The organism is Pseudomonas citronellolis, from assembly GCF_900112375.1.
GTDB classification, from domain to species: Bacteria; Pseudomonadota; Gammaproteobacteria; order Pseudomonadales; family Pseudomonadaceae; genus Pseudomonas; species Pseudomonas citronellolis.
Map to the genome: position 1 here is coordinate 86,531 of NZ_FOLS01000029.1, position 22,231 is coordinate 108,761.

17 protein-coding genes are annotated in these 22,231 nt (G+C 66.8%); 8 read left to right on the plus strand and 9 right to left on the minus strand.

Features of this window, described 5'->3' with window-relative positions; all coding sequences use genetic code 11:
- Window positions 1–11: 11 nt before the first annotated feature.
- From BM060_RS24365 to BM060_RS24380, 4 genes are all read right to left on the minus strand, one after another.
- Window positions 12–1,451 (minus strand): catalase, encoded by a 1,440-nt coding sequence (locus BM060_RS24365; protein ID WP_074983859.1) that lies wholly within the window; start codon window positions 1,449–1,451, stop codon window positions 12–14.
- Between the two features lie 255 nt (window positions 1,452–1,706).
- Window positions 1,707–4,574, minus strand: a complete 2,868-nt coding sequence (locus BM060_RS24370; protein WP_074983861.1) for an ATP-binding protein — start codon at window positions 4,572–4,574, stop codon at window positions 1,707–1,709.
- Window positions 4,575–4,681: 107 nt separating this feature from the next.
- Entirely contained in the window at window positions 4,682–5,098 is a 417-nt protein-coding gene (locus BM060_RS24375; RefSeq protein WP_074983863.1) for an organic hydroperoxide resistance protein, read from the minus strand.
- 40 nt (window positions 5,099–5,138) lie between these two features.
- On the minus strand, window positions 5,139–5,537 hold the full coding sequence (locus BM060_RS24380) for a hypothetical protein (RefSeq protein ID WP_084302072.1): 399 nt from the start codon (window positions 5,535–5,537) through the stop codon (window positions 5,139–5,141).
- A gap of 1,347 nt (window positions 5,538–6,884) precedes the next feature.
- On the opposite strand from BM060_RS24380, the gene BM060_RS24385 reads away from it, so the two are divergent.
- From BM060_RS24385 to BM060_RS24395, 3 genes are read left to right on the plus strand one after another with little or no spacing between them, the layout of a single operon-like run.
- On the plus strand, window positions 6,885–8,045 hold the full coding sequence (locus tag BM060_RS24385) for an NAD-dependent formate dehydrogenase (protein ID WP_074983869.1): 1,161 nt from the start codon (window positions 6,885–6,887) through the stop codon (window positions 8,043–8,045).
- Window positions 8,042–9,106 (plus strand): Dyp-type peroxidase, encoded by a 1,065-nt coding sequence (locus tag BM060_RS24390; protein ID WP_174672452.1) that lies wholly within the window; start codon window positions 8,042–8,044, stop codon window positions 9,104–9,106. Before BM060_RS24385 ends, BM060_RS24390 begins: the two co-directional genes overlap by 4 nt.
- Entirely contained in the window at window positions 9,099–9,905 is an 807-nt protein-coding gene (locus BM060_RS24395; protein ID WP_074983871.1) for a family 1 encapsulin nanocompartment shell protein, read from the plus strand. Before BM060_RS24390 ends, BM060_RS24395 begins: the two co-directional genes overlap by 8 nt.
- A gap of 320 nt (window positions 9,906–10,225) precedes the next feature.
- On the opposite strand, the gene BM060_RS24400 is transcribed toward BM060_RS24395, so the two are convergent.
- The 4 genes from BM060_RS24400 to BM060_RS24415 form a co-directional block, all read right to left on the minus strand.
- Entirely contained in the window at window positions 10,226–10,561 is a 336-nt protein-coding gene (locus BM060_RS24400) for a histone-like nucleoid-structuring protein, MvaT/MvaU family (RefSeq protein ID WP_074983873.1), read from the minus strand.
- 134 nt (window positions 10,562–10,695) lie between these two features.
- Window positions 10,696–11,712, minus strand: a complete 1,017-nt coding sequence (cydB, locus tag BM060_RS24405) for a cytochrome d ubiquinol oxidase subunit II (RefSeq protein ID WP_074983875.1) — start codon at window positions 11,710–11,712, stop codon at window positions 10,696–10,698.
- 12 nt (window positions 11,713–11,724) lie between these two features.
- Window positions 11,725–13,119 (minus strand): cytochrome ubiquinol oxidase subunit I, encoded by a 1,395-nt coding sequence (locus BM060_RS24410; protein ID WP_074983879.1) that lies wholly within the window; start codon window positions 13,117–13,119, stop codon window positions 11,725–11,727.
- Window positions 13,120–13,192: 73 nt separating this feature from the next.
- Complete coding sequence (locus BM060_RS24415; protein ID WP_074983882.1) at window positions 13,193–15,517, minus strand: FdhF/YdeP family oxidoreductase; 2,325 nt, start codon at window positions 15,515–15,517, stop codon at window positions 13,193–13,195.
- Window positions 15,518–16,007: 490 nt separating this feature from the next.
- On the opposite strand from BM060_RS24415, the gene moaA reads away from it, so the two are divergent.
- Together moaA and BM060_RS24425 are read left to right on the plus strand one after the other, a co-directional pair.
- A complete protein-coding gene (gene moaA / locus BM060_RS24420; RefSeq protein ID WP_074983884.1) occupies window positions 16,008–17,012 on the plus strand; it encodes a GTP 3',8-cyclase MoaA in 1,005 nt (334 codons plus the stop codon).
- Window positions 17,013–17,031: 19 nt separating this feature from the next.
- Window positions 17,032–17,931, plus strand: coding sequence for a bestrophin family protein (locus BM060_RS24425; RefSeq protein ID WP_074983886.1), 900 nt, complete (start codon window positions 17,032–17,034; stop codon window positions 17,929–17,931).
- Here BM060_RS24425 and BM060_RS24430 read toward each other — a convergent pair.
- Window positions 17,916–18,941 carry an AraC family transcriptional regulator gene (locus BM060_RS24430; RefSeq protein ID WP_174672451.1) on the minus strand — a complete coding sequence of 342 codons (1,026 nt, stop codon included), beginning with the start codon at window positions 18,939–18,941 and terminating at the stop codon, window positions 17,916–17,918. The two genes, BM060_RS24425 and BM060_RS24430, sit on opposite strands and share 16 nt — an antisense overlap.
- Before the next feature lie 140 nt (window positions 18,942–19,081).
- Between BM060_RS24430 and BM060_RS24435 the strand changes: the two genes are divergently transcribed.
- From BM060_RS24435 to BM060_RS24445, 3 genes are all read left to right on the plus strand, one after another.
- Window positions 19,082–20,140, plus strand: coding sequence for a 2Fe-2S iron-sulfur cluster-binding protein (locus BM060_RS24435; protein WP_074983891.1), 1,059 nt, complete (start codon window positions 19,082–19,084; stop codon window positions 20,138–20,140).
- 27 nt (window positions 20,141–20,167) lie between these two features.
- Window positions 20,168–21,355, plus strand: coding sequence for an alkane 1-monooxygenase (locus BM060_RS24440; protein WP_245322998.1), 1,188 nt, complete (start codon window positions 20,168–20,170; stop codon window positions 21,353–21,355).
- A gap of 470 nt (window positions 21,356–21,825) precedes the next feature.
- Window positions 21,826–22,231 (plus strand): OprD family outer membrane porin (locus BM060_RS24445; protein ID WP_439895982.1); only part of this gene is annotated, 406 nt, incomplete at its 3' end.

Sequence of the window (22,231 nt, forward strand, 5' to 3'; positions counted from 1 at the left end):
CGGCCTTTTTACTACGCCCGGCCCAGCCGTTCGATGGCGCTTGCCACGCCCGCTCCGTACGCCGGGTCCGCCTTGCTGCAGTTATCGATATGCCGCTGTTTGGTCTGCGCCGAGGCGCCCTGGATCGAACGCGCGGTATTGTCGAACAGCGCCTGTTGCTGCTCGAAGGTCATCAGGCGGAACAGCGCGCCGGGCTGGGAGAAATAGTCCTGGTCTTCGCGATGATCCCAGTGGCCCGCGCTGCCTTGCAGCGCCAGTCGTGGTTCGCTGAAGTCCGGCTGCTCCTGCCATTGTCCGTAGCTGTTGGGCTCGTAGCCCAGGGTGCTGCCGGCGTTGCCGTCGGTGCGCATCTGCCCGTCCCGGTGATAACTGTGGAACGGGCATTTCGGCGCGTTCACCGGAATCTGGTGATGGTTGACGCCCAGGCGATAGCGCTGCGCATCGCCATAGGAGAACAGCCGCGCCTGCAGCATCTTGTCCGGCGAGAAGCTGATGCCGGGCACCACGTTGGCCGGGCTGAAGGCCGCCTGCTCCACCTCGGCGAAGTAGTTCGCGGGGTTGCGGTTGAGTTCGAGAACGCCGACTTCGATCAGCGGGTAATCGCCGTGCGGCCAGACCTTGGTCAGGTCGAAGGGATTGATCGGGCAGGTCGCCGCTTCCGCCTCCGGCATGATCTGCACATACAGCGTCCAGCGCGGGAAGCGGCCTTCCTCGATGCTGCCATACAGGTCGCGCTGGGCGCTTTCGCGGTCCCGGCCGACCAGGGCTTCGGCCTGCGGGTCGGTGAGGTTCTCGATGCCCTGCTGGGTCTTCCAGGTGAACTTCACCCAGGAGCGCTCGTTCTGCGGGCTTATGAAGCTGAAGGTGTGGCTGCCGAAGCCGTGCATGTGCCGGTACGAGCGAGGCAGCCCGCGGTCGCTCATGACGATGGTGACCTGGTGCAGGGCCTCGGGCAGCAGGGTCCAGAAGTCCCAGTTGTTTTCGGCGCTGCGCAGATGGGTGCGCGGGTCGCGCTTGACCGCATGATTGAGGTCGGGGAACTTCAACGGATCGCGCAGGAAGAATACCGGCGTGTTATTGCCCACCAGGTCCCAGTTGCCCTGTTCGGTATAGAACTTTATGGCGAACCCGCGAATGTCACGCTCGGCATCCGCGGCGCCGCGTTCCCCGGCCACGGTGGAAAAGCGCACGAAAACCTCGGTGCTCTTGCCGATCTCGGAAAACAGCCGGGCCTTGGTATAGCGGGTTATGTCGTGGGTGACGGTGAAGGTTCCATGGGCGCCCGAGCCCTTGGCGTGCATGCGCCGCTCGGGAATCACCTCGCGATCGAAGTGCGCGAGCTTTTCCAGCAGCCAGACGTCCTGCAGCAGCACCGGGCCCCTGGGGCCTGCGGTCTGCGAATTGTTGTTGTCGACCACCGGCGCACCAGCGGCTGTCGTGAGCTTTTTCATGGTTTTGTCCTGGATGATTGGCGCAATGAACAAACAATGGGAAACGCCAACCCATCAAACCAAGTTATGCAACCGCCAACCATGATACGAAGGTGTCGCCCGGTAATAGGAAAGTTGTTCGAAGCCGTCCAGTGCCGGATAAAAAAGAATAAACAGGCGGGATATGAATACAGTGGCCAGTTAAGGTAAACAGTTCTGTTTCGTTATATACGGCGCACTCTTCTGCAACGTGCAGAAGAGTGCGCCCTACCCGCCTCAGCCCAGCCGCTGGCGCAACTGCGCCAATTGGCGCATGTCCAGGCTGTCGAAGCCTTCGCTGAGCGCGCAGGCATTGAGCAACTGCGCCGCCTCCGTGTTGCGCCCCTGCTCCAGGTGCAGCTTCGCGCGGTCCATGCCCGCGCGCAGCTCCCAGGCCCGCGCGCCTTGCTGGCGAGCGAGGGCCAGCGATTCGTCGAGCACGGCATCGACCGCCGTGGCGCCCTCGCCCAGCGCCTTGAGCACCTGGGCCTGCAACCGCAGCAGTTCCGGCAGCGCGAAGGCATCGCCGCTGCGCCGGCAGTGCTGGACGCTACGCTGGATCACCGCCAGGGCCCGCGCGTATTGCCCATCGAGGATCAGGCCTTCGGCCAGGGAAATCTCGAAGGAGGTGGTCAGCAGCTCGTAGCGCATGCCCTGCAGCCGCGACAGGCTCTCCTCCAGCAGCGGCACCGCGTCGCCGGGCTGCTCGCGGCGGATGGCGATGGCCCCGCGCAGGCCCTGCGAGGCCGCCATATATGGGGCAAAGGCATTGGCATGGGCGATCTGGCTGAAGGCCTGCAGGCTCGCCTCGGCCTGCGCCAGGTCGCCGTTCCAGATGTGGATGCACAGCGTCCACACCAGGGCGATGCAGTAGGTGGCCGGGTGCTTCAGCTCCGCGGCTTCCGCCTCCACTTGCGTGGCGAGGCGCCGCGCCTGGTCCGGGAAGCCCAGCAGCCACAGCGTGCGCGCCAGCGCCAGGCCGGTGCGGTTGTGGTGGTCGAAGCCGTAGTGCAGGGTCCGGCTGCGCTCGGAAGGCAGGCTGTTGCGCAGCGAGCGCTCCAGTTCCTGGCGCGCCAGGCGCTGGTCGCCCAGCAGGTGGTGGGAAATCCCCGCCAGCGAGGCGGCGACGGCGATGGCTTCCGGCTCACCCAGGCTGTCGCCGATCGCCAGCGCGCGCTCGGCCCAGGCCAGCGACGAGGCGAAGTCACCGATGCGCTCGTAGAAGATCTGCAGGCGGCCCAGCAGGCGCAGCTGCGCCCAGCGGTCGTCCAGCGCCACGGCGATGTCCAGGGCCCGCAGCAAGGCGGTTTCCGCCGCGCCGCTGTTGCCGCGGGTGAACATCAGCACCAGGCCCAGCGCGGCCTGCAGTTCCATTTCCGTGGGCGTGCCGTGGTAACCCAGCTCCAGCAGCTCGGTGGCCCGCGCGCACCAGGTGCGGCATTCCACCTGCAGCGAGAAGTGCAGGAACAGCGGCGCGCTGGCCGCCGCCAGGGGCAGCGCCAGGCCGGGGTCGCCCTGGGGGCCGAAGCTCCATTCCAGGGCGCTGCGAATGTTGCCGAGCTGGCTGGCCAGGCGCGCGCAACCGTCGAAGATGTCTTCCGGCGAGCTGCCCAGGCCTTCCAGCAGCTTCAGGTAGAAGAGCGCATGGCGGAAGCCGAGGCTGTGCATCTCGGCCGCGCCGTGGGCCGGCAGCTTGTCGCGGACATAGGCGCGGGTCATTTCCAGCAGGCGGTAGGTGACCGTCGTTTCGCTGCGGTCGACCGTCACCAGTCCCTTGGCGGCGAGTTCGTCCAGGGTGGCGGCGGCTTCCAGCTCGTCGATCCGGGCATCGGCGACGATCTGCGAGGCCGCCTGCAGCGAGAACGGCCCGACGAACACCGCCAGGCGGTCGAACACCAGGCGCTGCGGGGGGCTGAGCAGGTCGTAGCTCCAGTCGAGCATCGCCCGCAGCGTCTGGTGGCGCGGCTGCGCGGTGCGCCAGCCGGCCCAGCCGAGCGAGAAACGTTCGCCCAGCAGGGCGTGGGTGGCCTTGACCCCGTGGCTGGCGGCGCGCATCGCCGCCAGCTCGATCGGCAGCGCCATGCCGTCCAGGCGCCGGCACATGTCGGCGACCAGCTGGGCGTCGCCCTCCTCCAGCGCCAGCGAGGCGTTGCCGGCCTTCGCCCGTTCGACGAACAGCCGCACCGCCGGGAATGCCAGCAGTTGCTCCAGGCTCAGCCCCTCGCTGTCGGCGGGAAAGCCCAGCGGCCCCAGCCAGTGCACCTGCTCGCCGCGCACCCGCAGCGGCTCGCGGCTGGTGGCCAGCAGCGCGACGCCGGGCGCGGCCTCGCCGATGCGCTCGGCGACGGCGGACACCGCATCCACCAGGTGCTCGCAGTTGTCGATGATCAGCAGCAACCGCTGCCCGCGCAGGTGGGCGAGCAGCACGAACAGCGGGTCCTCGACCTGCACGGGAATGCCCAGCGAGGCGGCCAGGGCGGAAGGCACCAGCGCCGCATCCTCGACCTGCGCCAGGTCGACGAAGCGCACCGGCTCCAGGCGCTCGCCGGCGGCGCGGTGGCCCACCTCGACGGCGAGGCTGGTCTTGCCGACGCCGCCGGTGCCGACGATGGTGAACAGCCGCGGCTGCGCCAGGCGCTCCAGCACCAGGGCCACGTCGGCCTCGCGGCCGAACAGCCTGGCCCGCGGCGGCAGGCCGCCTACGCTTTCGCCGAGCGGCGCCACGGGCGCGGCCGAAGGCGCTGCGTCCAGGGCCGGGCGCCGGTTCACCGGGGCGACGAAGGCGTAGCCGACGCCGACCTGGGTGGCGATGTAGCGCGCGCCCTGCTCGCCGTCGCCGAGCGCGCGGCGCAGGCTGTTCATGTGAAAGCGCAGGCTGCCCTCTTCCACCACCACGTCGGGCCAGACGCGCTTGATCAGCTCGCGCTTGGACAGCACCTGGCCCGGCTTCTCCAGCAGGGCGATGAGCAGGTCGAGGGCGCGGCCGCCGATCTCCACCGGCTCGCCATCGCGGCTGAGCAGGCGCTTGCCGGGCGTGACGCGGAAGGGGCCGAACTCGAGGGACGGGTCAAAGGAATCGTGCAATGCGTCCGTTACGGACTCCACGGGAAGTACTCTCGGGCTCGGAAATCCTACGAGGATAGGCGTTTTGCGCGGGCGATCAAGCCCGCGACGGCGGCCGTGTGCACGCCGCCACAGGCTGCGCGGGCCGTCTAGCGCAGGCTCAGCAGCAGCGGAATGTTGCCGCGGGTGGCCTTGGAGAAGGGGCAGCTCTGCCGGGCGGCGTCCAGCAGGCAGCGGGCCAGCTCCGCCTCGACGCCGGGCAGCGAGATGGCCAGGTGCGCCCGCAGGAAGAAACCGTGCTCGCCGTGCACCAGGTCCACGTCCGCCTCCACCGTGGCATCGGGGGGAAACGGGACTTTCCGGGCATTGGCGGCATGCCGCAGCGCACCGATGAAACTGGCCGACCAGCCGACGGCCAGGAGCTGCTCCGGGTTGGTGCCCTGGCCCGGCGCGCCCGGCGGCGAAAAGCGCAGGTCCAGGCGGCCATCGTCGCTGCGCGCGATGCCGTCGCGGCCACCGAGGGTGCGGGTGTGCGCGGTGTAGAGAACCTTCTCGATCGACTGCATCGGTACTTCCTGACGAACGATGACCGGCGGGCCCGGCGACTCAGAGCACCCGCGCGCACTTGCGGCTGGTGCGGGAAAGACGCTGCCCGGGGCCGGCCTTCGGCAACAGCGCCTGCGCCGCCGCGCGCCGCTGGTATTCGCCCAGCTCCTGGCGGGCGATGTCGAGCAGCCAGGCACGGAAAGGGCCGGCGGGGTCATAGCTGGCGCGCCGTGAATCCACGGCCTTGAGAGTCGCGCGCAGGACCTCGCCGAGGTCCTCCAGGCGCACCCGGCCGGCCTGTACCTGCCCTTCGAAGAACGCCACGAGCAGCGGAACCAACGCCTTGAGCAGGCGCGGCGACGCCTCGCCGCCGCCCTGCTGCGCCTGGGCCAGCAATGCACCGAATTCCGCATTGCTGCAGCGCCCTGCCAGGCTCATGCAGCCGATACCTTCAGTCATTCGCCCAACCTCCCTTTCCCAAGCAGCCCTGCATTGACTGTCCTGCGCCTTGGCGTGAGGACAGGGACTGCTCATGAGGATGGGGCAGGAGTGCCAAGGCTGCCCGTTATATGCTGTTAGCGTCTGTTAGGCGTGCACAATGCTGTTCACTTAAGAAAAATGCCGTTTCTCTCCATGGGAGAAACGGCATTTTCATGTGGGGTGGGACTAGGGCTTCGATCTCTAACCCGTCATTCCCGCGAACGCGGGAACCCAGTTGCCTTAGCTTTGGTGTTTCTGCGCCGCACCGAGCCTGCGGAGATTTTTTGTTTCGCCCCCTCGGGCGAGTCCCTTTTGTCAAACGCCACAAAAGGAACCAAAAAGGCTTGCCCCAACATATGGGCCCGATGGAGCCGGGCTACCCTCGCGAACTCCCCCGCCACGGAGGCCCGCCCCGAGGGTACGTCCCTGTAGCCCGCGGGGCTCTCGCGACATCCATGTCGCATGACCTCCTGAGCGCCGGTTTCGCTCGGCCTTCTGAAGGGGCGTTCCGGTGCGTTCGGATGTTTCTCTGGAAATCCAAAAGCAGACGCGCTTTTGCTTTTGCTTTTCGTAGGAGCGAGCTTGCTCGCGAACCAAACCACCCGTCACTGGGTTCCCGCATTCGCGGGAATGACGGGGATAGATAGGCATTTCAGGGTGACTCTAGATTTGCCGCTCACTCCGAACAGCCCCCTCTCCCTTCAGGGAGAGGGCTGGGGAGAGGGTGCTCTTAACCCCAACACCTACGCCACCAGGAAACTCTGTTCGCGAGCAAGCTCGCTCCTACAGTTCCATGAAGGGCATCGGCGCGCCGGCCAACGGCGTATAACCGCGAACGGTTATACGCCCTACGCACCTCCCGGCTGACGCTGCGTTATCCACCCACTCCAAACGGCCCCCTCTCCCTCCGGGAGAGGGCTGGGGTGAGGGAGCGGAGCCAGGCTGGAGCACCTTTGCTGAACCACCGCATATGCATTACATCGTTTTATTGCGGCTACATTTAATACAGATGCCGGAACCAAGTATCCGGGCTCCATCGATTCTCATCCTTCATATCCACAAAGATGCCCCGCAGATGCTCTTCGGCGAATCTTCCGAATCATCGGCTTCGAATAAATACAACCACCCCATCAATAATCCTCATGTTCTCCGACCGACAGAAAGACTCCGGTTTTTATTCCCCCGGCGGTCTTCGAAGCATTGGCGTGCGAAAGGAACATGAACTTTACTGAATGATCTTCCTCGCTGTCGCAGGCCAATAGTCGTCGACCGGGAAGTTTGGCCGTCCGCATTCGCGCGGGCGCACGATATGAGGAGATTCCGTCCATGGCCAAAGTGCTGTGTGTCCTCTACCCCGATCCACTGGCCGGCTACCCTCCCCGCTATGCGCGCAGCGACATTCCGCACATCGATGCCTACGCCGATGGGCAGACGGCTCCCTCGCCCCAGCCGCCGCTCGGTTTCACGCCCGGCGAGCTGGTGGGCTGCGTTTCCGGCGAGCTTGGCCTGCGCGCCTACCTGGAACAGGCGGGACACGAGCTGCTGGTGACCAGCGACAAGGACGGCCCGGACTCCGAGTTCGAGCGCTGGCTGCCCGAGGCCGAGGTGGTGATTTCCCAGCCGTTCTGGCCCGCCTACCTGACCGCCGAGCGGATCGCCAAGGCGCCCAGGCTGAAGCTCGCGGTCACCGCCGGCATAGGTTCCGACCACGTCGACCTGGCTGCGGCCGCGGCGGCCCGCATCACCGTCGCCGAGGTCACCGGCTCGAACTGCATCAGCGTCGCCGAGCACGTGGTGATGATGGTGCTGGCCCTGGTGCGCAATTACCTGCCCGCCCACGAGATCGCCCGCAACGGCGGCTGGAACATCGCCGACTGCGTGGCGCGCAGCTACGACATCGAGGGCCTGCATTTCGGCGCCATAGGCGCGGGGCGCATCGGCCTGGCCGTGCTGCGTCGGCTCAAGCCCTTCGACCTGCACCTGCACTACACCCAGCGCCACCGCCTGGCCCCGGCCATCGAGGCGGAGCTGGGGCTGACCTACCACGCGGACGTCGCCTCGCTGGTGGCGGCGGTCGACATCGTCAACCTGCAGGTGCCGCTCTACCCGTCCACCGAGGGGTTGCTGGACGACGCCATGTTCGCCCGGATGAAGCGCGGTACCTACCTGATCAATTGCGCGCGCGGCAAGCTGGTGGAGCGCGACGCCGTGGTGCGCGCGCTGGAATCCGGGCAGCTCGCCGGCTATGCCGGCGACGTCTGGTTCCCGCAGCCCGCGCCGGCGGACCATCCCTGGCGCAGCATGCCGTTCAACGGCATGACGCCGCACATGTCCGGCACCTCGCTTTCGGCCCAGGCCCGCTATGCCGCGGGCACCCTGGAGATTCTCCAGAGCCACTTCGCCGGCCAGCCGATCCGCGAGGAATACCTGATCGTCGACGGCGGCGCGCTCGCCGGCACCGGCGCCCGATCCTACCAGTTGAAATGAGCCTGCAAGAGGAGCACCGCGTGTCCACAGCCGTTCCCCAGTCGGTCACCGCCCCGCTGAGCCGGGCCGCCATCTTCCTGGTGCTGACGATCAACCCCGGCCAGGCCGGCGAAACCGCCGTGCGCGCGTTGTGCGCCGACATGCCCGGCCTGTTGCGGGCCATCGGGTTCCGCGCCCCGCAGGGGCTGCTGTCCTGCGTCATGGGCTTCGGCTCGGCGGCCTGGGACCGTCTCTTCGGCCAGCCCAGGCCGCGGGAGCTGCACCCCTTCCGCGAAATCCAGGGCGCGCACCACGCCGTGTCCACCCCGGGCGACCTGCTGTTCCACATCCGCGCCGAGCGCATGGACCTGTGCTTCGAACTGGAAACGCAGATCATGGCCCGCCTCGGCGACGCCGTGGCCACCGCCGACGAGGTGCAGGGCTTCAGCTACTTCGATGCCCGCGACCTGCTGGGCTTCGTCGACGGCACGGAGAACCCGGCGGGCCAGGCCGCGCTGGACGCCACCCTGATCGCCGGCGAGGACGAGAACTTCGTCGCCGGCAGCTACGTCATCGTGCAGAAGTACCTGCACGACCTGGCCCGGTGGAACGCGCTGCCGGTGGCCGAGCAGGAACGGATCATCGGCCGGCACAAGCTCTCCGACATAGAGCTGGACGACGCCGTCAAGCCGAGCAATGCGCACAACGCCCTGACCACGATCGTCGAAGACGGCGAACAACTGGAAATCCTGCGCGACAACATGCCCTTCGGCGATATCGCCAAGGGCGAGTTCGGCACCTATTTCATCGGCTACGCCCGCTCGCCGCGGCGCATCGAACGGATGCTCGAGAACATGTTCATCGGCCTGCCCCCGGGCAACTACGACCGCCTGCTGGACTTCAGCCGCGCGGTGACCGGCAGCCTGTTCTTCGTGCCTTCGGCCAGTTTTCTCGAACACGTAACCCCGGACGCCAGCGTAGCTGCCGCCCCTGCCCTCCCCGCGCAGGACGGCGTGCCCCCGCTGGCGCCCCGCGACGGCTCCCTCGGCATTGGCTCACTAAAGGAAGCAGGCAATGAATAACCTCCACCGTGAACTCGCCCCCATCTCCGACAAGGCCTGGGCCCAGATCGACGAAGAGGCCACGCGCACCCTCAAGCGCCACCTCGCGGCCCGCCGCGTGGTCGACGTGCCGCCGCCGGGCGGCCTCGGCCTGTCCGCGGTGGGCACCGGCCACCTGCATGCGCTGCAGGCCCCGGCGGAGGGTATCCAGGCCGCCCAGCGCGATGCCCGGGCGATCGTCGAGCTGCGCGTGCCCTTCGAGCTGAGCCGCCAGGCGATCGACGACGTGGAGCGCGGCTCGGACGATTCGGACTGGGACCCGCTGAAGAACGCCGCCCGCAAGCTGGCCTTCGCCGAGGACCGCGCGGTGTTCGACGGCTACGCCGCGGCCGGCATCCAGGGCATCCGCCAGGCCAGCAGCAACGCCGGCGTGGTACTGCCGGCCAACGTGCGCGGCTATTCCGGCGCCGTGGCGCAGGCGCTGAGCCAGCTGCGCCTGGCCGGCGTCAACGGGCCCTATGCGCTGGTGCTGGGGGCGGACGCCTATACCGCGGCGAGTGGCGGTAGCGACGAGGGTTATCCGGTCTTCCATCACATGGAGCAGCAGGTGGACGGCGGCATCATCTGGGCCCCGGCGTTGGAGGGCGGGTTCGTGCTCAGCATGCGCGGCGGGGACTTCGAGCTGGATATCGGCCAGGACATCTCCATCGGCTATACGAGCCACAGCGCGACGAGCGTGGAGCTGTACTTTCTGGAGACCTTCACCTTCCGGGTGCTCACCAGCGAGGCCAGTGTGGTGTTGACGCCGGGGAAGAAGTAGTGGGGTTTCCAACGACGGATACCATACGAGCAGGTACGGCTTCTCGTAGGAGCGAGCTTGCTCGCGAATGAGCCCCGCGGCGGAGTCTGTTCGCGAGCAAGCTCGCTCCTACGAAGAGCACCAGCACCTCGGCGCAAGTGGGCAGGACAGTTGCTCTTCTGGGTTCCCGCGTTCGCGGGAATGACGGGGTGAGAATCGTGTTTCCCGACGTCATTCCCGCGACGACTGCGCGTTCTGGAACCGTAGGAACGGCGTAGCTGGGGCAGCGTGGCCCGCTCTTCGTAGGATGGGTTGAGCGAAGCGATACCCATCAATGCGAGCTAGCTGAGAATCCAGGACTCCACGACCTCCTCGCCATAGACGTCCTTCCAGCCCAGCAGCGTCTTGTGGTCGCGGTTGTTGGTCCGCACCGTCTCGCCGGTGTGCGGGTTGCGGTAGACCTTGCGGGCGCGGATCTTCTGGTATTTCGCGCCCTTGGCCTGGTCGCCGTTGGCGATCCAGTCGGCATCGGTCTCGAGGATTTCGATGACGTCCTCCAGGGTCTTGTCGTACTCGCCCATCAGTTCGCGGAGCGATTCCACGAACGCCTGGTTGTCGAGCTCGGCGTCGTTTTCCTGGGCGGCGTCGTCACGGACTGAATCTTTATCGTCTTTCATCGCAAGGCTCCGTTATCGGTATCTGTACGGGCCGGCACGGGCGGCCCGCTGGAATTCGGAAAAAAGCGTCCCCGCGCCGGGGGCGGCCGCGCTCGGGCGCGGCCACCGCCAGCTGTCGTGTGGCTCGTGGGGAGTTAGTGGTAGGCGTCTGCGGCGGTGACCTTGCCGCGGAACACGTGGTAGCTCCAGAAGGTGTACATGAGGATGATCGGGATGATGAACAGCGCGCCGATCAGGGCGAACAGCTGGCTGGACGGCGGCGAGGCGGCCTGCCAGAGGTCGATGGCCGGCGGGATGATCTTCGGCCAGATGCTCACCGCCAGGGCGAGGTAGCCGAGGAACATCAGGGCCAGCACGCTGATGAACGGCAGGTGCGAATGGCGCTTGCGCAGGTTCGACTGGACCAGGCACATCGACGCCACCGCCAGCGCGGCGATCACCGCGAAGAGCACCCAGTGGCGCCCGGAGAACCACAGCTGGGCGATGTTCGGGTGCAGCCAGGCGGTCCAGGCGCAGATCACCACGATCACCGCCGCCAGCAGGTAGGTCAGCGGCCGGCTGTAGTGGCGCATGCGCGACTCCAGCATGCCCTCGGTCTTCACCAGCAGCCAGGTGCTGCCCAGCAGCGCGTAGGCCACCACCAGGCCCAGGCCGCAGAACAGCGGGAACGGCGACAGCCAGTCCAGCGGGCCGCCGGCGAACTGCCGGTCCAGCACCGGGATGCCGTCGATGTAGGTGCCGATGGCCACGCCCTGGAAGAAGGTCGCCAGGAAGGAGCCGGCGATGAACGCCTTGTCCCAGATGTGGCGCTTCTGCGGCTTGGCCTTGAAGCGGAACTCGAAGGCCACGCCGCGGAAGATCAGCCCGGCCAGCACCAGCACCAGCGGCAGGTACAGCGCCTCCAGGATCACCGAATAGGCCAGCGGGAAGGCCCCGTAGAGCGCGGCGGCGCCGAGCACGGCCCAGGTTTCGTTGCCGTCCCACACCGGGGCGACGGTGTTCATCATCACGTCGCGTTCACTGGAGTCGGACACCAGCGGGAAGAGAATGCCCAGCCCCAGGTCGAAGCCGTCCATGATCACGTACATCATCAGCCCGAAGGCGATGATCACACCCCAGATGACCGACAGGTCGATGCCTTGAATACCCATGTTGCAACCTCCTCAGCCGGCAACCGACATAGGTCTGCGAATGCTGGAAGGCCCGGCGGGCTCGCTCTCCAGCGGATCGATCCGGTGCTGCTGGCCCGGCCCCTTGCGCACCAGGCGCATCATGTAGCCCAGGCCGACGGTGAACACCGAGAAGTAGATGACCACGAACAGCGCCAGGGTCAGGCTCATCTGCGCGACGTTGTGGTTGGAGACCGCCTGGCTGGTGCGCAGCATGCCGTAGACCACCCAGGGCTGGCGGCCCATCTCGGTGGTGAACCAGCCGGCCAGCAGCGCGATCAGCCCGGAGGGCCCCATCGCCAGCACCAGGCCCAGGAAGGCGCGGTTGCGGTACAGCGCGCCACCGCGGCGCAGCACCAGGGCGGCCAGGGCGCAGAGGATCATCAGCATCCCCAGCCCGGCCATCAGGCGGAAGCTCCAGAACACCACGGTGGAGTTGGGCCGGTCCTGCGGGGCGAAGCTCTTCAGCGCCGGGATCTGCTTGTCCAGGCTGTGGGTCAGGATCAGGCTGCCCAGGTACGGCACTTCCAGGCTGTAGCGGGTCCGCTCGGCCTGCATGTCCGGGATGCCGAAGAGGATCAGCGGCGTCGGCTCGCCCGGCTCGTTCTCCCAGTGCCCCTCGATGGCGGCGATCTTCGCCGGCTGGTGCTCCAGGGTGTTCAGGCCGTGGGCGTCGCCCACCAGCACCTGCAGCGGCGCCACGCCCAGGACCATCCACATGGCCATCGACAGCATGGTCCGCGTGGCCGGGTTGTCGCGCCCGCGCAGCAGGTGCCAGGCGGCCGAGGCGCCGACGAAGAAGGCGGTGGACAGGTAGGCGGCCAGCGCCATGTGCACCAGGCGGTAGGGGAAGGACGGGTTGAACACGATCTTCAGCCAGTCCAGCGGCACCACGCGCCCATCGACGATGTCGATGCCCTGGGGCGTCTGCATCCAGCTGTTGGACGAGAGGATCCAGAACATCGAGATCATGGTGCCGATGGCCACCATCACCGTGGCGAAGAAGTGCAGGCGGCGCCCCACCCGGTCCCAGCCGAAGAGCATCACGCCGAGGAAGCCGGCCTCCAGGAAGAACGCCGTCAGCACCTCGTAGGTCAGCAGCGGCCCGGTGATGCTGCCGGCGTAGTCGGAGAAGCGCGCCCAGTTGGTGCCGAACTCGTAGGCCATGACCAGGCCGGAGACCACGCCCATGCCGAAGTTCACCGCGAATATCTTCGACCAGAACTTGTAGAGGTCCTTGTAGACCGCGTTGCCGGACTTCAGCCAGAGCCCTTCGAGCACGGCCAGGAAGCTGGCCAGGCCGATGGTGATGGCCGGGAAGATGATGTGGAAGGAGACCGTGAACGCGAATTGAATCCGCGCCAGGTCCAACGCCTGTAGGTTCAACATGGCGAAACCCTTATTGATCGCTCATTCATGAAATGCCGGCAGCCGTCCTCCGGCTGCCGCACGGGAGTCCGTCTCAGGCGACAGTCGAATGGATCCGATTGTCTTCCCGGGCCTTCTCCAGCCTGATCGCGATGAACTTGGAAGTTGGCGTGAAGGTGCGCTCGCCATAGCTTTCCAGCGGCACCAGCGGGTTGGTTTCCGGGTAGTAGGCCGCGGCCTGCCCGGCCGGCAGGTCGTAGGCCACCAGCTGGAAGCCGTGGACGCGGCGCTCGATGCCGTCTTCCCAGAGCGACACCAGGTCGACCTTCTCGCCCGGCTCGAAGCCCAGGCGGCGGATGTCCCGCTCGTTGGCGAAGACCACCTCGCGCAGGCCGAACACCCCGCGGTAGCGGTCGTCCAGGCCGTACAGGGTGGTGTTGTACTGGTCGTGGGAACGCAGCGTCTGGAGGATCAGGTCGGGCCGCTCGCCGCGGGCCAGCACCGCCTGGTTGACCAGCTCCAGCGGCAGTTCGCTGGGGGTGAAGCGGGCCTTGCCGCTGGCGGTCTTCCAGACCCGCTCGGCCGCGTCGTTGCCCAGGTGGAAGCCGCCGGGGTGCTGCAGCCGCGCGTTGAAGTCGGCGAAGCCGGGGATGACGTCGGCGATCAGGTCGCGGATGTGCCCGTAGTCGGCGATGGCCCAGTCCCAGTCGATCGGGCGGTTGCCCAGGGTGGCCTTGGCGATGCCGGCGATGATCGCCGGTTCCGAGCGCAGGTGCGGCGAGCGCGGCTTCAGTTGGCCGTGGGAGATGTGCACCATGCTGAAGGTGTCTTCCACGGTGACGCCCTGGGGCCCGTCGGCCTGCATGTCGACCTCGGTGCGGCCCAGGCACGGCAGGATCAGCGCATCGCGGCCGGTGACCAGGTGCGAGCGGTTGAGCTTGGTGGCGATGTGCACGGTCAGCTCGCAGTTGCGCAGCGCGGCGTGGGTGCGCGGGGTGTCCGGGGTGGCCTGGGCGAAGTTGCCGCCCAGGGCCAGGAACACCTTGGCGCGCCTGGCTTCCATGGCCTGGATGGCGAGTACGGCGTTGTCGCCGTGGCCACGCGGCGCCTTGAACCTGAAGCGTTTCTCCAGGGCATCCAGCAGCCAGGTCGGCGGCTTCTCGTCGATGCCCATGGTGCGGTCGCCCTGCACGTTGCTGTGGCCGCGCACCGGCGACAGGCCGGCGCCGGGCTTGCCGACGTTGCCGCGCAGCAGTTGCAGGTTGACCACCTCCTGGATGGTCGGCACCGAGTGGCGGTGCTGCGTCAGGCCCATGGCCCAGCACATGATCACGCGCTCGGCGCGGCGGTACATGCGCGCCGCCAGCTCGATCTCGGCCAGGCTCAGGCCGGACTGGCCGACGATGTGCTCCCAGCTGGTGGCGTCCACCGCCGCCAGGTAGTCGTCCAGGCCGCTGGTGTGCTCGCGGATGAAGGCGTGGTCGAACACCGGCGGCTCGCCGTTGGCCTGGGCCTCGCGCTCCCACTGCAGGAGGAACTTGGCCATGCCGCGGAACATCGCCATGTCGCCGCCCAGGGCCGGGCGGAAGTAGGCGGTGTTGGTCGGCTCCGAGCCGTTGCTGAGCATCTCGAAGGGGTGCTGCGGGTGCTGGAAACGCTCCAGGCCGCGTTCCTTCAGCGGGTTGATGCAGATCACCTGGGCGCCGCGGTGTACCGCTTCGCGCAGCGGTTCGAGCATGCGCGGGTGGTTGGTGCCGGGGTTCTGGCCGATGACGAAGATGGCGTCGGCCTTCTCCAGGTCGTCGAAGACCACGGTGCCCTTGCCCACCCCGAGGGTTTCCGCCATGCCCAGGCCGCTGGCCTCGTGGCACATGTTCGAGCAGTCGGGGAAGTTGTTGGTGCCGAAGGCGCGGACGAACAGCTGGTAGAGGAAGGCCGCCTCGTTGCTGGCCCGGCCGGAGGTGTAGAACTCCGCCTCGTCCGGCGACTTCAGCGCCTTCAGGTGCCGGGCGATCAGGGCGAAGGCCTCGTCCCAGGTGGTTTCCACGTAGTGGTCGGTGGCCGCGTCATAGCGCATGGGATGGGTCAGGCGGCCCTGGTATTCTAGCCAGTAGTCGCTCTGCCCGGCCAGCGCGCTGACGCTGTACTTGGCGAAGAAGTCGGGGTCGACGGAGCGCCCGGTGGATTCCCAGTTGACCGCCTTGGCGCCGTTCTCGCAGAACTTCACCAGGCCGTTCTCGGGCGACTCGCCCCAGGCGCAGCCGGGGCAGTCGAAGCCGCTGTTCTGGTTGGTCTTGAGCATCGCCCGCAGGTTCTTGACCGCGTTCTCGCTGCCCAGCCAGCTCTTGGTCACGCTCTTGAGCGCGCCCCAGCCGGCGGCCGGTCCGGTGTAGCTCCTTATATGTTCGTCTTGGCTCATTCAGGCATTCCTCGATTACACGCAGAGAATGAAAGTTCTCAGGCAGAAAAAGGCGACGCTAAGAGCACGCCAATATCGGAACGCTGAGCGAGCAACTTCCTTGCGCGAAACTTGCTGTTCGCAACACCGGGTGAGTTGTGTTCAGGTCCAAGTTCCAGGGCCTTTTTTCGAACAATCGGCCTGAAAGCTGGAAAGACATTGGTTCGCCTTGTGACATCAGGCTATTGAGAAGCGGAGATTGCGTCCAATCGAAATAAATTAAACCCTGATCAGAACCGTCTATCAGCCCTGGAATGCCCGCAGTAGAAGGGCGGAATGGACAATTAAGGCGCTTGATAGACCACTCTTATCAACCGGTAATCAAAAGCAATTTGACGCCCCTGGGCGAACTGACTAGCCTCACCTCGAAGATCGCCAGAGCATTAATAAAAAGATGCCAACGCCTGCGTGCAAAGAGCAATGAACGATCACTTCGAGAGGCAACTCGGAATTGAATGAAAATACTGGCGAACTCATCGACGGTTTCAATCGGAAGATCGATTACCTGCGCATGTCGGTGACCGACCGCTGCGACTTCCGCTGCGTGTACTGCATGGCCGAGAACATGCAGTTCCTGCCGCGCCAGCGCATCCTCACCCTCGACGAGCTGTACCGCGTGGCGGAGCGCTTCGTCGCCCTGGGCACGCGCAAGATCCGCCTCACCGGCGGCGAGCCCCTGGTGCGCCAGGGCATCGTCGAGCTGTGCGCGCGCATCGCCGCCCTGCCCGGCCTGCGCGAGCTGTGCATGACCAGCAACGGCTCGCAGCTCCAGCGCCTGGCGCAGCCGCTGCACGACGCCGGCCTGGCGCGGCTGAACATCAGTCTCGACAGCCTGGATGCGCAGCGCTTCAAGGCGCTTACCCGCACCGGCGACCTGCAGCAGGTGATCGCCGGCATCGACGCCGCGCGCAGCGCCGGCTTCCGCCACACCAAGCTCAACTGCGTGGTGCTCAAGGGCCGCAACGACCACGAGGTGGTCGACCTGGTGCGCTTCGCCATCGACCGCCAGCTGGACATCTCCTTCATCGAGGAAATGCCCCTGGGCGTGATCAGCGAGCACCAGCGCGGCGAGTCCTACTGTTCCAGCGACGAGGTGCGCCAGCGCATCGGCGAGCGGTTCACCCTCATCGAATCCGCCGAATCCACCCAGGGCCCGTCGCGCTACTGCCGCCTGGCCGAGGCGCCGGAAATCCGCATCGGTTTCATCTCGCCGCACAGCCACAACTTCTGCGGCAGCTGCAACCGCGTGCGCCTGACCGTCGAGGGCCGCCTGCTGCTGTGCCTGGGCAACGAGCATTCGGCCGACCTCAAGCAGGTGCTGCGCGCCCACCCCGGCGACGCCGAACGGCTGGACAAGGCGATCCGCCAGGCCATGCGGCTCAAGCCCCAGCGCCACCATTTCGAGGTCGGCGGCGAAGTGCAGATCCTGCGCTTCATGAACATGACCGGCGGCTAGCCGCCCACCTGGAATCGCCATGATCGTCCAACCGCAACCCGACATGCTGCGCGTGCTGTTCACGCTCAAGGGCTCCATCGCCAAGCGCATCGCCTTCCGCAGCCTGATGGTCACCATCCTGGCGGCGCTGATCGTGCTGGTGGAGGAACACCACCCGGCGTTCTTCGCGCGGGTCAACGCCACGCCCTTCACCCTGCTGGGCCTGTCGCTGTCGATCTTCATGAGCTTCCGCAACAACGCCTGCTACGACCGCTGGTGGGAAGGCCGCAAGACCTGGGGCAAGGTGATCATCGACATGCGCTCGTTCATCCGCGAGAGCGTCGCCATCACCGACGCCGCCCTGCGCGAACGCCTGCTGCGCGCGCTCTGCGGCTACGCCCACGCGCTCAACGCGCGGCTGCGCAACGAGGACGAGCTGAAGGCCGCCCGCCCCTGGCTCGCCAGCGACACGCCGATCGCCGCGCACAACGTCACCGACGGCATCCTCCAGCACATCGGCAGCGTCTGCTCGCAGCTGGCCGAAGAAAAACGCATCAGCGAATGGCGCTACGTGACGCTGGAGCAGCGCCTGGCCGCCTTCACCGATGCCCAGGGCGTGTGCGAGCGGATCAAGGCGACGCCCATCCCCTTCCCCTACACCCTGCTGCTGCACCGCACCATCTACATCTTCTGCATCCTGCTGCCCTTCGCCATGGCCGAGCCGCTGGGCTGGATGGCGCCCATCTTCACCACCATCGTCAGCTACACCTTCTTCGGCCTGGACGCCATCAGCAACGAGCTGGAAGACCCCTTCGGCCGCGAAGAGAACGACCTGCCCACCGACGCCATGGTCCGCGTCATCGAGCGCGACATCCTCGGCGCCCTGGGCTGCAAGGACCTGCCGCCGCCCCTGCAGCCGGTGGACTACGTCCTCAGCTGAGCGCCGAGGCTGGCTCGGTACGCCGAGGGCGGCATGCCCTCCCAGCGCTTGAAGGCGCGGCGGAAGTTGGCCAGGTCGGTGTAGCCCAGGGTGTAGGCGATTTCCTCGATGCTCAGGTGGCCGGCCTTCAGGTGCTCGATGGCCAGGGTGCGGCGCACGTCCTCGAGGATCAGCTTGAATGACGTCCCCTCCGCCAGCAGGTGGCGGTGCAGGGTGCGCGGCGTCATGTGGAACAGGCGCGCGGTGACCTTCAGGCTGGGGAAGCCGTTGTGCTTTTCCAGCATGGCGCGCCGCACCCGGGCGCCCATGGAGGCGGTTTCGCCCAGCCGCTCCAGCTCCCGCCGGCAGATCGCTTCGGCCTCGCGGAAGGCCGCGGGGTCGGCCAGCTTCAGCGGCTGGTCGATGACCGCCAGGTCCAGGCTGAAGCCGGCCCAGGGCTGCCCGTAGGCCACCGGGCAGCGGAACAGCTCCTCGGCCAGCGCGGCGTAGGGCTGCTCCGCGAACGGCAGCCTGACCTGGCGCAGCGGGCAACTGCCGAGGGTCATCGCCGCGAAGATGTTGCTCACCGCCAGCATCACCGCCTCCAGCACCGTGCGCTCGATGTCGCCCAGGGCATAGCCGGGCTGGAAGCGCACCTGTACCTGCCCTGCCCGCTCATCGCATTCGTAGCTCAGGCTGAACAGCGTGGTGCGCAGCGCCAGGTAGCGCTGCAGCAGTTCCAGGGCCTGGCGCAGGGTGCCGCTCTGCATCGCCGCGTAGCCGAGGATGCCGTGGGTGTTGACCACCAGGCGCTCGCCGATCAGCAGCCCCAGCGCCGGCTCCGCCGTCACTTCGATGGCGTCGCGCAGCAGTTGCTGGAACTGCGGGAAACCGAGCTGGAAGCCCGGCTCGTCGAGCTGGCGCTCGTCCAGACCGCTGCGGGCGAACCAGGCCTGCGCGTCCTTCTGCATGGCCCGCAGCTGCTCGGCGATCTGCCGCAGGTAGGGCATTGGCAACACGAAGTCCGACAAGGGCTCGACCTCACAGGGTTCCGGGGGCGCGAAGATGTCAACAAATGACCCCTGGAATGTCAATCGGGAACCTCTCCGCCGCCCGCCGCCGTCCCTAGCATTGAAGCGTCCCGACCCACAACGATTAGAACGGAGGACGCATGTTTGCCTTCCTGAACAGAAACCGTGCGGCAAACGCCTCGATCAACGGCGCCAGCATCCGTGTCGAGCCCGGCGAGACCCTGCTGCAAGCCGCCTTGCGCAATGGCATCGACTTCCCCCACAGCTGCCGCGTCGGCGGTTGCGCCAGCTGCAAGTGCCGGCTGCTGCAGGGCAAGGTCAGGGAATTGACCGAGACCGGCTACATCCTCAGCGCCGAGGAACTCGACCAGGGCTACATCCTGGCCTGCCAGAGCGTGCCGCGCGGCGACGTGAGCATCGAGGTCGACAGCGCGCAGCAGGAGGCCCGCCAGGTCCGCGGCAAGGTCGTGGCGCAGGAGCGCCTCACCCACGACATCACCCGCCTGACCCTCCAGCTCGAAACGGGCCTGCCCTACCAGGCCGGGCAGTACGCCGAGCTCAGCCTCGACTGCCTGCCCAATCACGCCCGGAGCTTCTCCTTCGCCTCGCCTCCGCGGGCCGACGCCAAGGTCAGCTTCTTCATCCGCAAGGTGCCCGGCGGCCGGCTCACCACGCTGGTCGATAGCCACTCGCTGGTCGGCCAGGGCGCGAGCCTCAAGGGCCCGCTGGGCCAGTTCCACCTGCGCCCGGCCGACGCCCCGCTGCTGCTGGTGGCCGGCGGCAGCGGCCTGGCCCCGCTGCTGGCCATCCTCCAGGACGCGCTGGCCGGCAACGTGCGGCGCCCGGTCACCCTGCTGTTCGGCGCCCGGCAGGAGCACGACCTCTACGCCCTGGAGGAAATCCAGGCGCTCGCCCGGCAGTGGCCCGGGCCCTTCCACTTCGTCCCGGTGCTTTCCGAAGCGGACCGCCACGCCGCCTGGGAAGGCGCGCGGGGCCTGGTCAGCGAACAGATACCGGTGCTGCTGCAGGCCGGCAGCCACGCCTACCTGTGCGGGCCGCCGGGGATGATCGACAGCGCCAGCGCCCTGCTGCAACGGCACGGCGTGGCCCGCGAAAACATCCATGCCGACCGCTTCACGCTGCAACAGGCTCCCCATGCCGCTACAGAAAGCGCAGCCACGCAACCCGCAAGCCTGTAACCCGAAACCCAATAACAAGAGAGACAGATGCCCATGAACGCGCTGCACTACCTCAAGTACTTCCTGTTCCACGCCGTCGGCCTGTGCTCGGCCGCCGCCCTGCTCGCCGGCGGCCCCTGGATCGCCTACGGCCTGGCCGCCGTGCTGACGCTCTACGTGGTCGGCGACCTGGTCTGCGGCGACGACACCAGCACGCCCGAATTCCGCCACCCGGGCATCCTCACCTTCCAGCTGTGGCTGGCCCTGCCGCTGCTGTGCTTCATCGTCTTCGCGGCGCTCTGGGGCGTCAGCGACGGCGACTTCCTCGGCTTCGGCGCCGCCCTGGGCCAGGCGACGGGCTACGACCTGATCGCCGCCCGGGACGCCACCAACCTTGGCCAGCACACCTGCGCCTGGGTCCTCACCGGCCTGATGATCGGCACCATCGGCACCATCACCGCCCATGAGCTGACGCACCGCACCTGGGACCCGGTCTCCATGCTCATCGGCCGCTGGCTGCTGGCGTTCAGCTTCGACACCACCTTCTCCATCGAGCACGTCTACGGCCACCACCGCTACGTCTCCACCACCGAGGACCCGGCCACCGCGCCGCGCGGGCGCAACGTCTACGCCCACGTGCTGATCTCGACCGTACGGGGCAACCTCAGCGCCTGGCACATCGAGAAGCAGCGCCTGGCGCGCAAGGGCTACTGGCTGCTCGGCTGGCGCAACGCGGTGCTGCGCGGGCACGGCATGAGCCTGCTGCTGGTGGCCGCGGCCTACGCCATCGGCCAGTGGCCCGCCGCGCTGTTCTTCATCGCCTGCGCGCTGTGGGGCAAGGCCCTGCTGGAGATCGTCAACTACATGGAGCACTACGGCATGGTGCGCAACCCGGCCACCCCCGTGCAGCCGCGGCATTCCTGGAACACCAACAAGCGCATCAGCTCCTGGACCATGTTCAACCTGACCCGCCACTCCCACCACCACGCCCAGGGCGAGGTGCCCTACCAGGACCTGAAGCCCTTCCCCGACGCGCCGATGATGGTCGGCGGCTACCTGACCACCATCATCGTCGCCATGCTCCCGCCGCTCTGGCACAAGTTGATGACGCCCAAGGTGCTGGCCTGGGACCGCGAATACGCGAGCGCCGAAGAACGCCAACTGGCCGCGACCGCCAACGCCCGCAGTGGTATTCCGGCGCTGATGAAATATTCGAACTATCCGTCCCCTTCCTGATGAGCGTTACCTGCAAGTTCGAATGTTTCGCCCGGGAATGAAAGAGAACATCCTCGAAAGATTCACCTGAAACTTCCGCGAGGGCCGGTTGACGCCGCAGCCCTCGGCGTTCGGGCATTCGCTGAAGTGCATAGTTGGAACTTCCACTGGGTGCGGCGCTTTTCGAAAAACAATAAGCCGGTACTTGCCCGATCAGGAAAGTCCATATCTTGCAAGATCGATCCCGAGTATCCGCCAATGCACTTCGCCTTTCATTCTTCAGGAAAATCAAATATCGCTTGACACTTCCCTTGCAGTTTGGCGTCATAGCCAGCGCCTTACGTAGCAAGAAGAAGCGCCCTTGTTTTCTATCAACGCCATATTCATGGCGTTTTTTACAAGTATCGCTATATAAAAAAGTAAATAACGGAATAAAACACTTTCTGCTCGGAGTCAGGCGCGACACTCGAACCGTTATCAGGAGCATTCATATGAAGCGATCCACCCTCGCCCTGGCGATCGCCGCGGGCGTCCTCGCCCAGCAGGCCAGCGCCGGCGGGTTCATCGAAGACAGCAAGGCCAGCCTCGGCCTGCGCAACTTCTACATCAACACCGACAACCGCAACGGCCCCGCCTCGCCCAGCAAGCAGGAAGAATGGGGCCAGGGCTTCATGCTCAACTACGCCTCCGGCTTCACCGAAGGCACCGTCGGCTTCGGCGTCGACGCCCTGGGCCTGCTCGGCCTGCGCCTGGACGGCGGCGGCAAGTCCGGCAAGAGCGGCATCGACCGCCAGCCCGGCACCATCTTCCCGCTGGAGAGCGACGGCAGCGCGGTGGACGAGTTCAGCAGCCTGGGCCTGACCGCCAAGGCGAAAGTGTCGAAGACCGAGTTCCGCT

What these genes read in the sequence shown, in the direction of transcription:
- BM060_RS24435 (WP_074983891.1), top strand. Translation starts at nt 19,082, where the DNA reads ATGTTTGCCTTCCTGAACAGAAACCGTGCGGCAAACGCCTCGATCAAC.
- BM060_RS24440 (WP_245322998.1), top strand. Translation starts at nt 20,168, where the DNA reads ATGCCCATGAACGCGCTGCACTACCTCAAGTACTTCCTGTTCCACGCC.
- BM060_RS24395 (WP_074983871.1), top strand. Translation starts at nt 9,099, where the DNA reads ATGAATAACCTCCACCGTGAACTCGCCCCCATCTCCGACAAGGCCTGG.
- BM060_RS24365 (WP_074983859.1), bottom strand. Translation starts at nt 1,451, where the DNA reads ATGAAAAAGCTCACGACAGCCGCTGGTGCGCCGGTGGTCGACAACAAC.
- BM060_RS24380 (WP_084302072.1), bottom strand. Translation starts at nt 5,537, where the DNA reads ATGACTGAAGGTATCGGCTGCATGAGCCTGGCAGGGCGCTGCAGCAAT.
- BM060_RS24410 (WP_074983879.1), bottom strand. Translation starts at nt 13,119, where the DNA reads ATGTTGAACCTACAGGCGTTGGACCTGGCGCGGATTCAATTCGCGTTC.
- BM060_RS24390 (WP_174672452.1), top strand. Translation starts at nt 8,042, where the DNA reads ATGAGCCTGCAAGAGGAGCACCGCGTGTCCACAGCCGTTCCCCAGTCG.
- BM060_RS24375 (WP_074983863.1), bottom strand. Translation starts at nt 5,098, where the DNA reads ATGCAGTCGATCGAGAAGGTTCTCTACACCGCGCACACCCGCACCCTC.
- BM060_RS24425 (WP_074983886.1), top strand. Translation starts at nt 17,032, where the DNA reads ATGATCGTCCAACCGCAACCCGACATGCTGCGCGTGCTGTTCACGCTC.
- BM060_RS24385 (WP_074983869.1), top strand. Translation starts at nt 6,885, where the DNA reads ATGGCCAAAGTGCTGTGTGTCCTCTACCCCGATCCACTGGCCGGCTAC.
- BM060_RS24400 (WP_074983873.1), bottom strand. Translation starts at nt 10,561, where the DNA reads ATGAAAGACGATAAAGATTCAGTCCGTGACGACGCCGCCCAGGAAAAC.
- cydB (WP_074983875.1), bottom strand. Translation starts at nt 11,712, where the DNA reads ATGGGTATTCAAGGCATCGACCTGTCGGTCATCTGGGGTGTGATCATC.
- BM060_RS24415 (WP_074983882.1), bottom strand. Translation starts at nt 15,517, where the DNA reads ATGAGCCAAGACGAACATATAAGGAGCTACACCGGACCGGCCGCCGGC.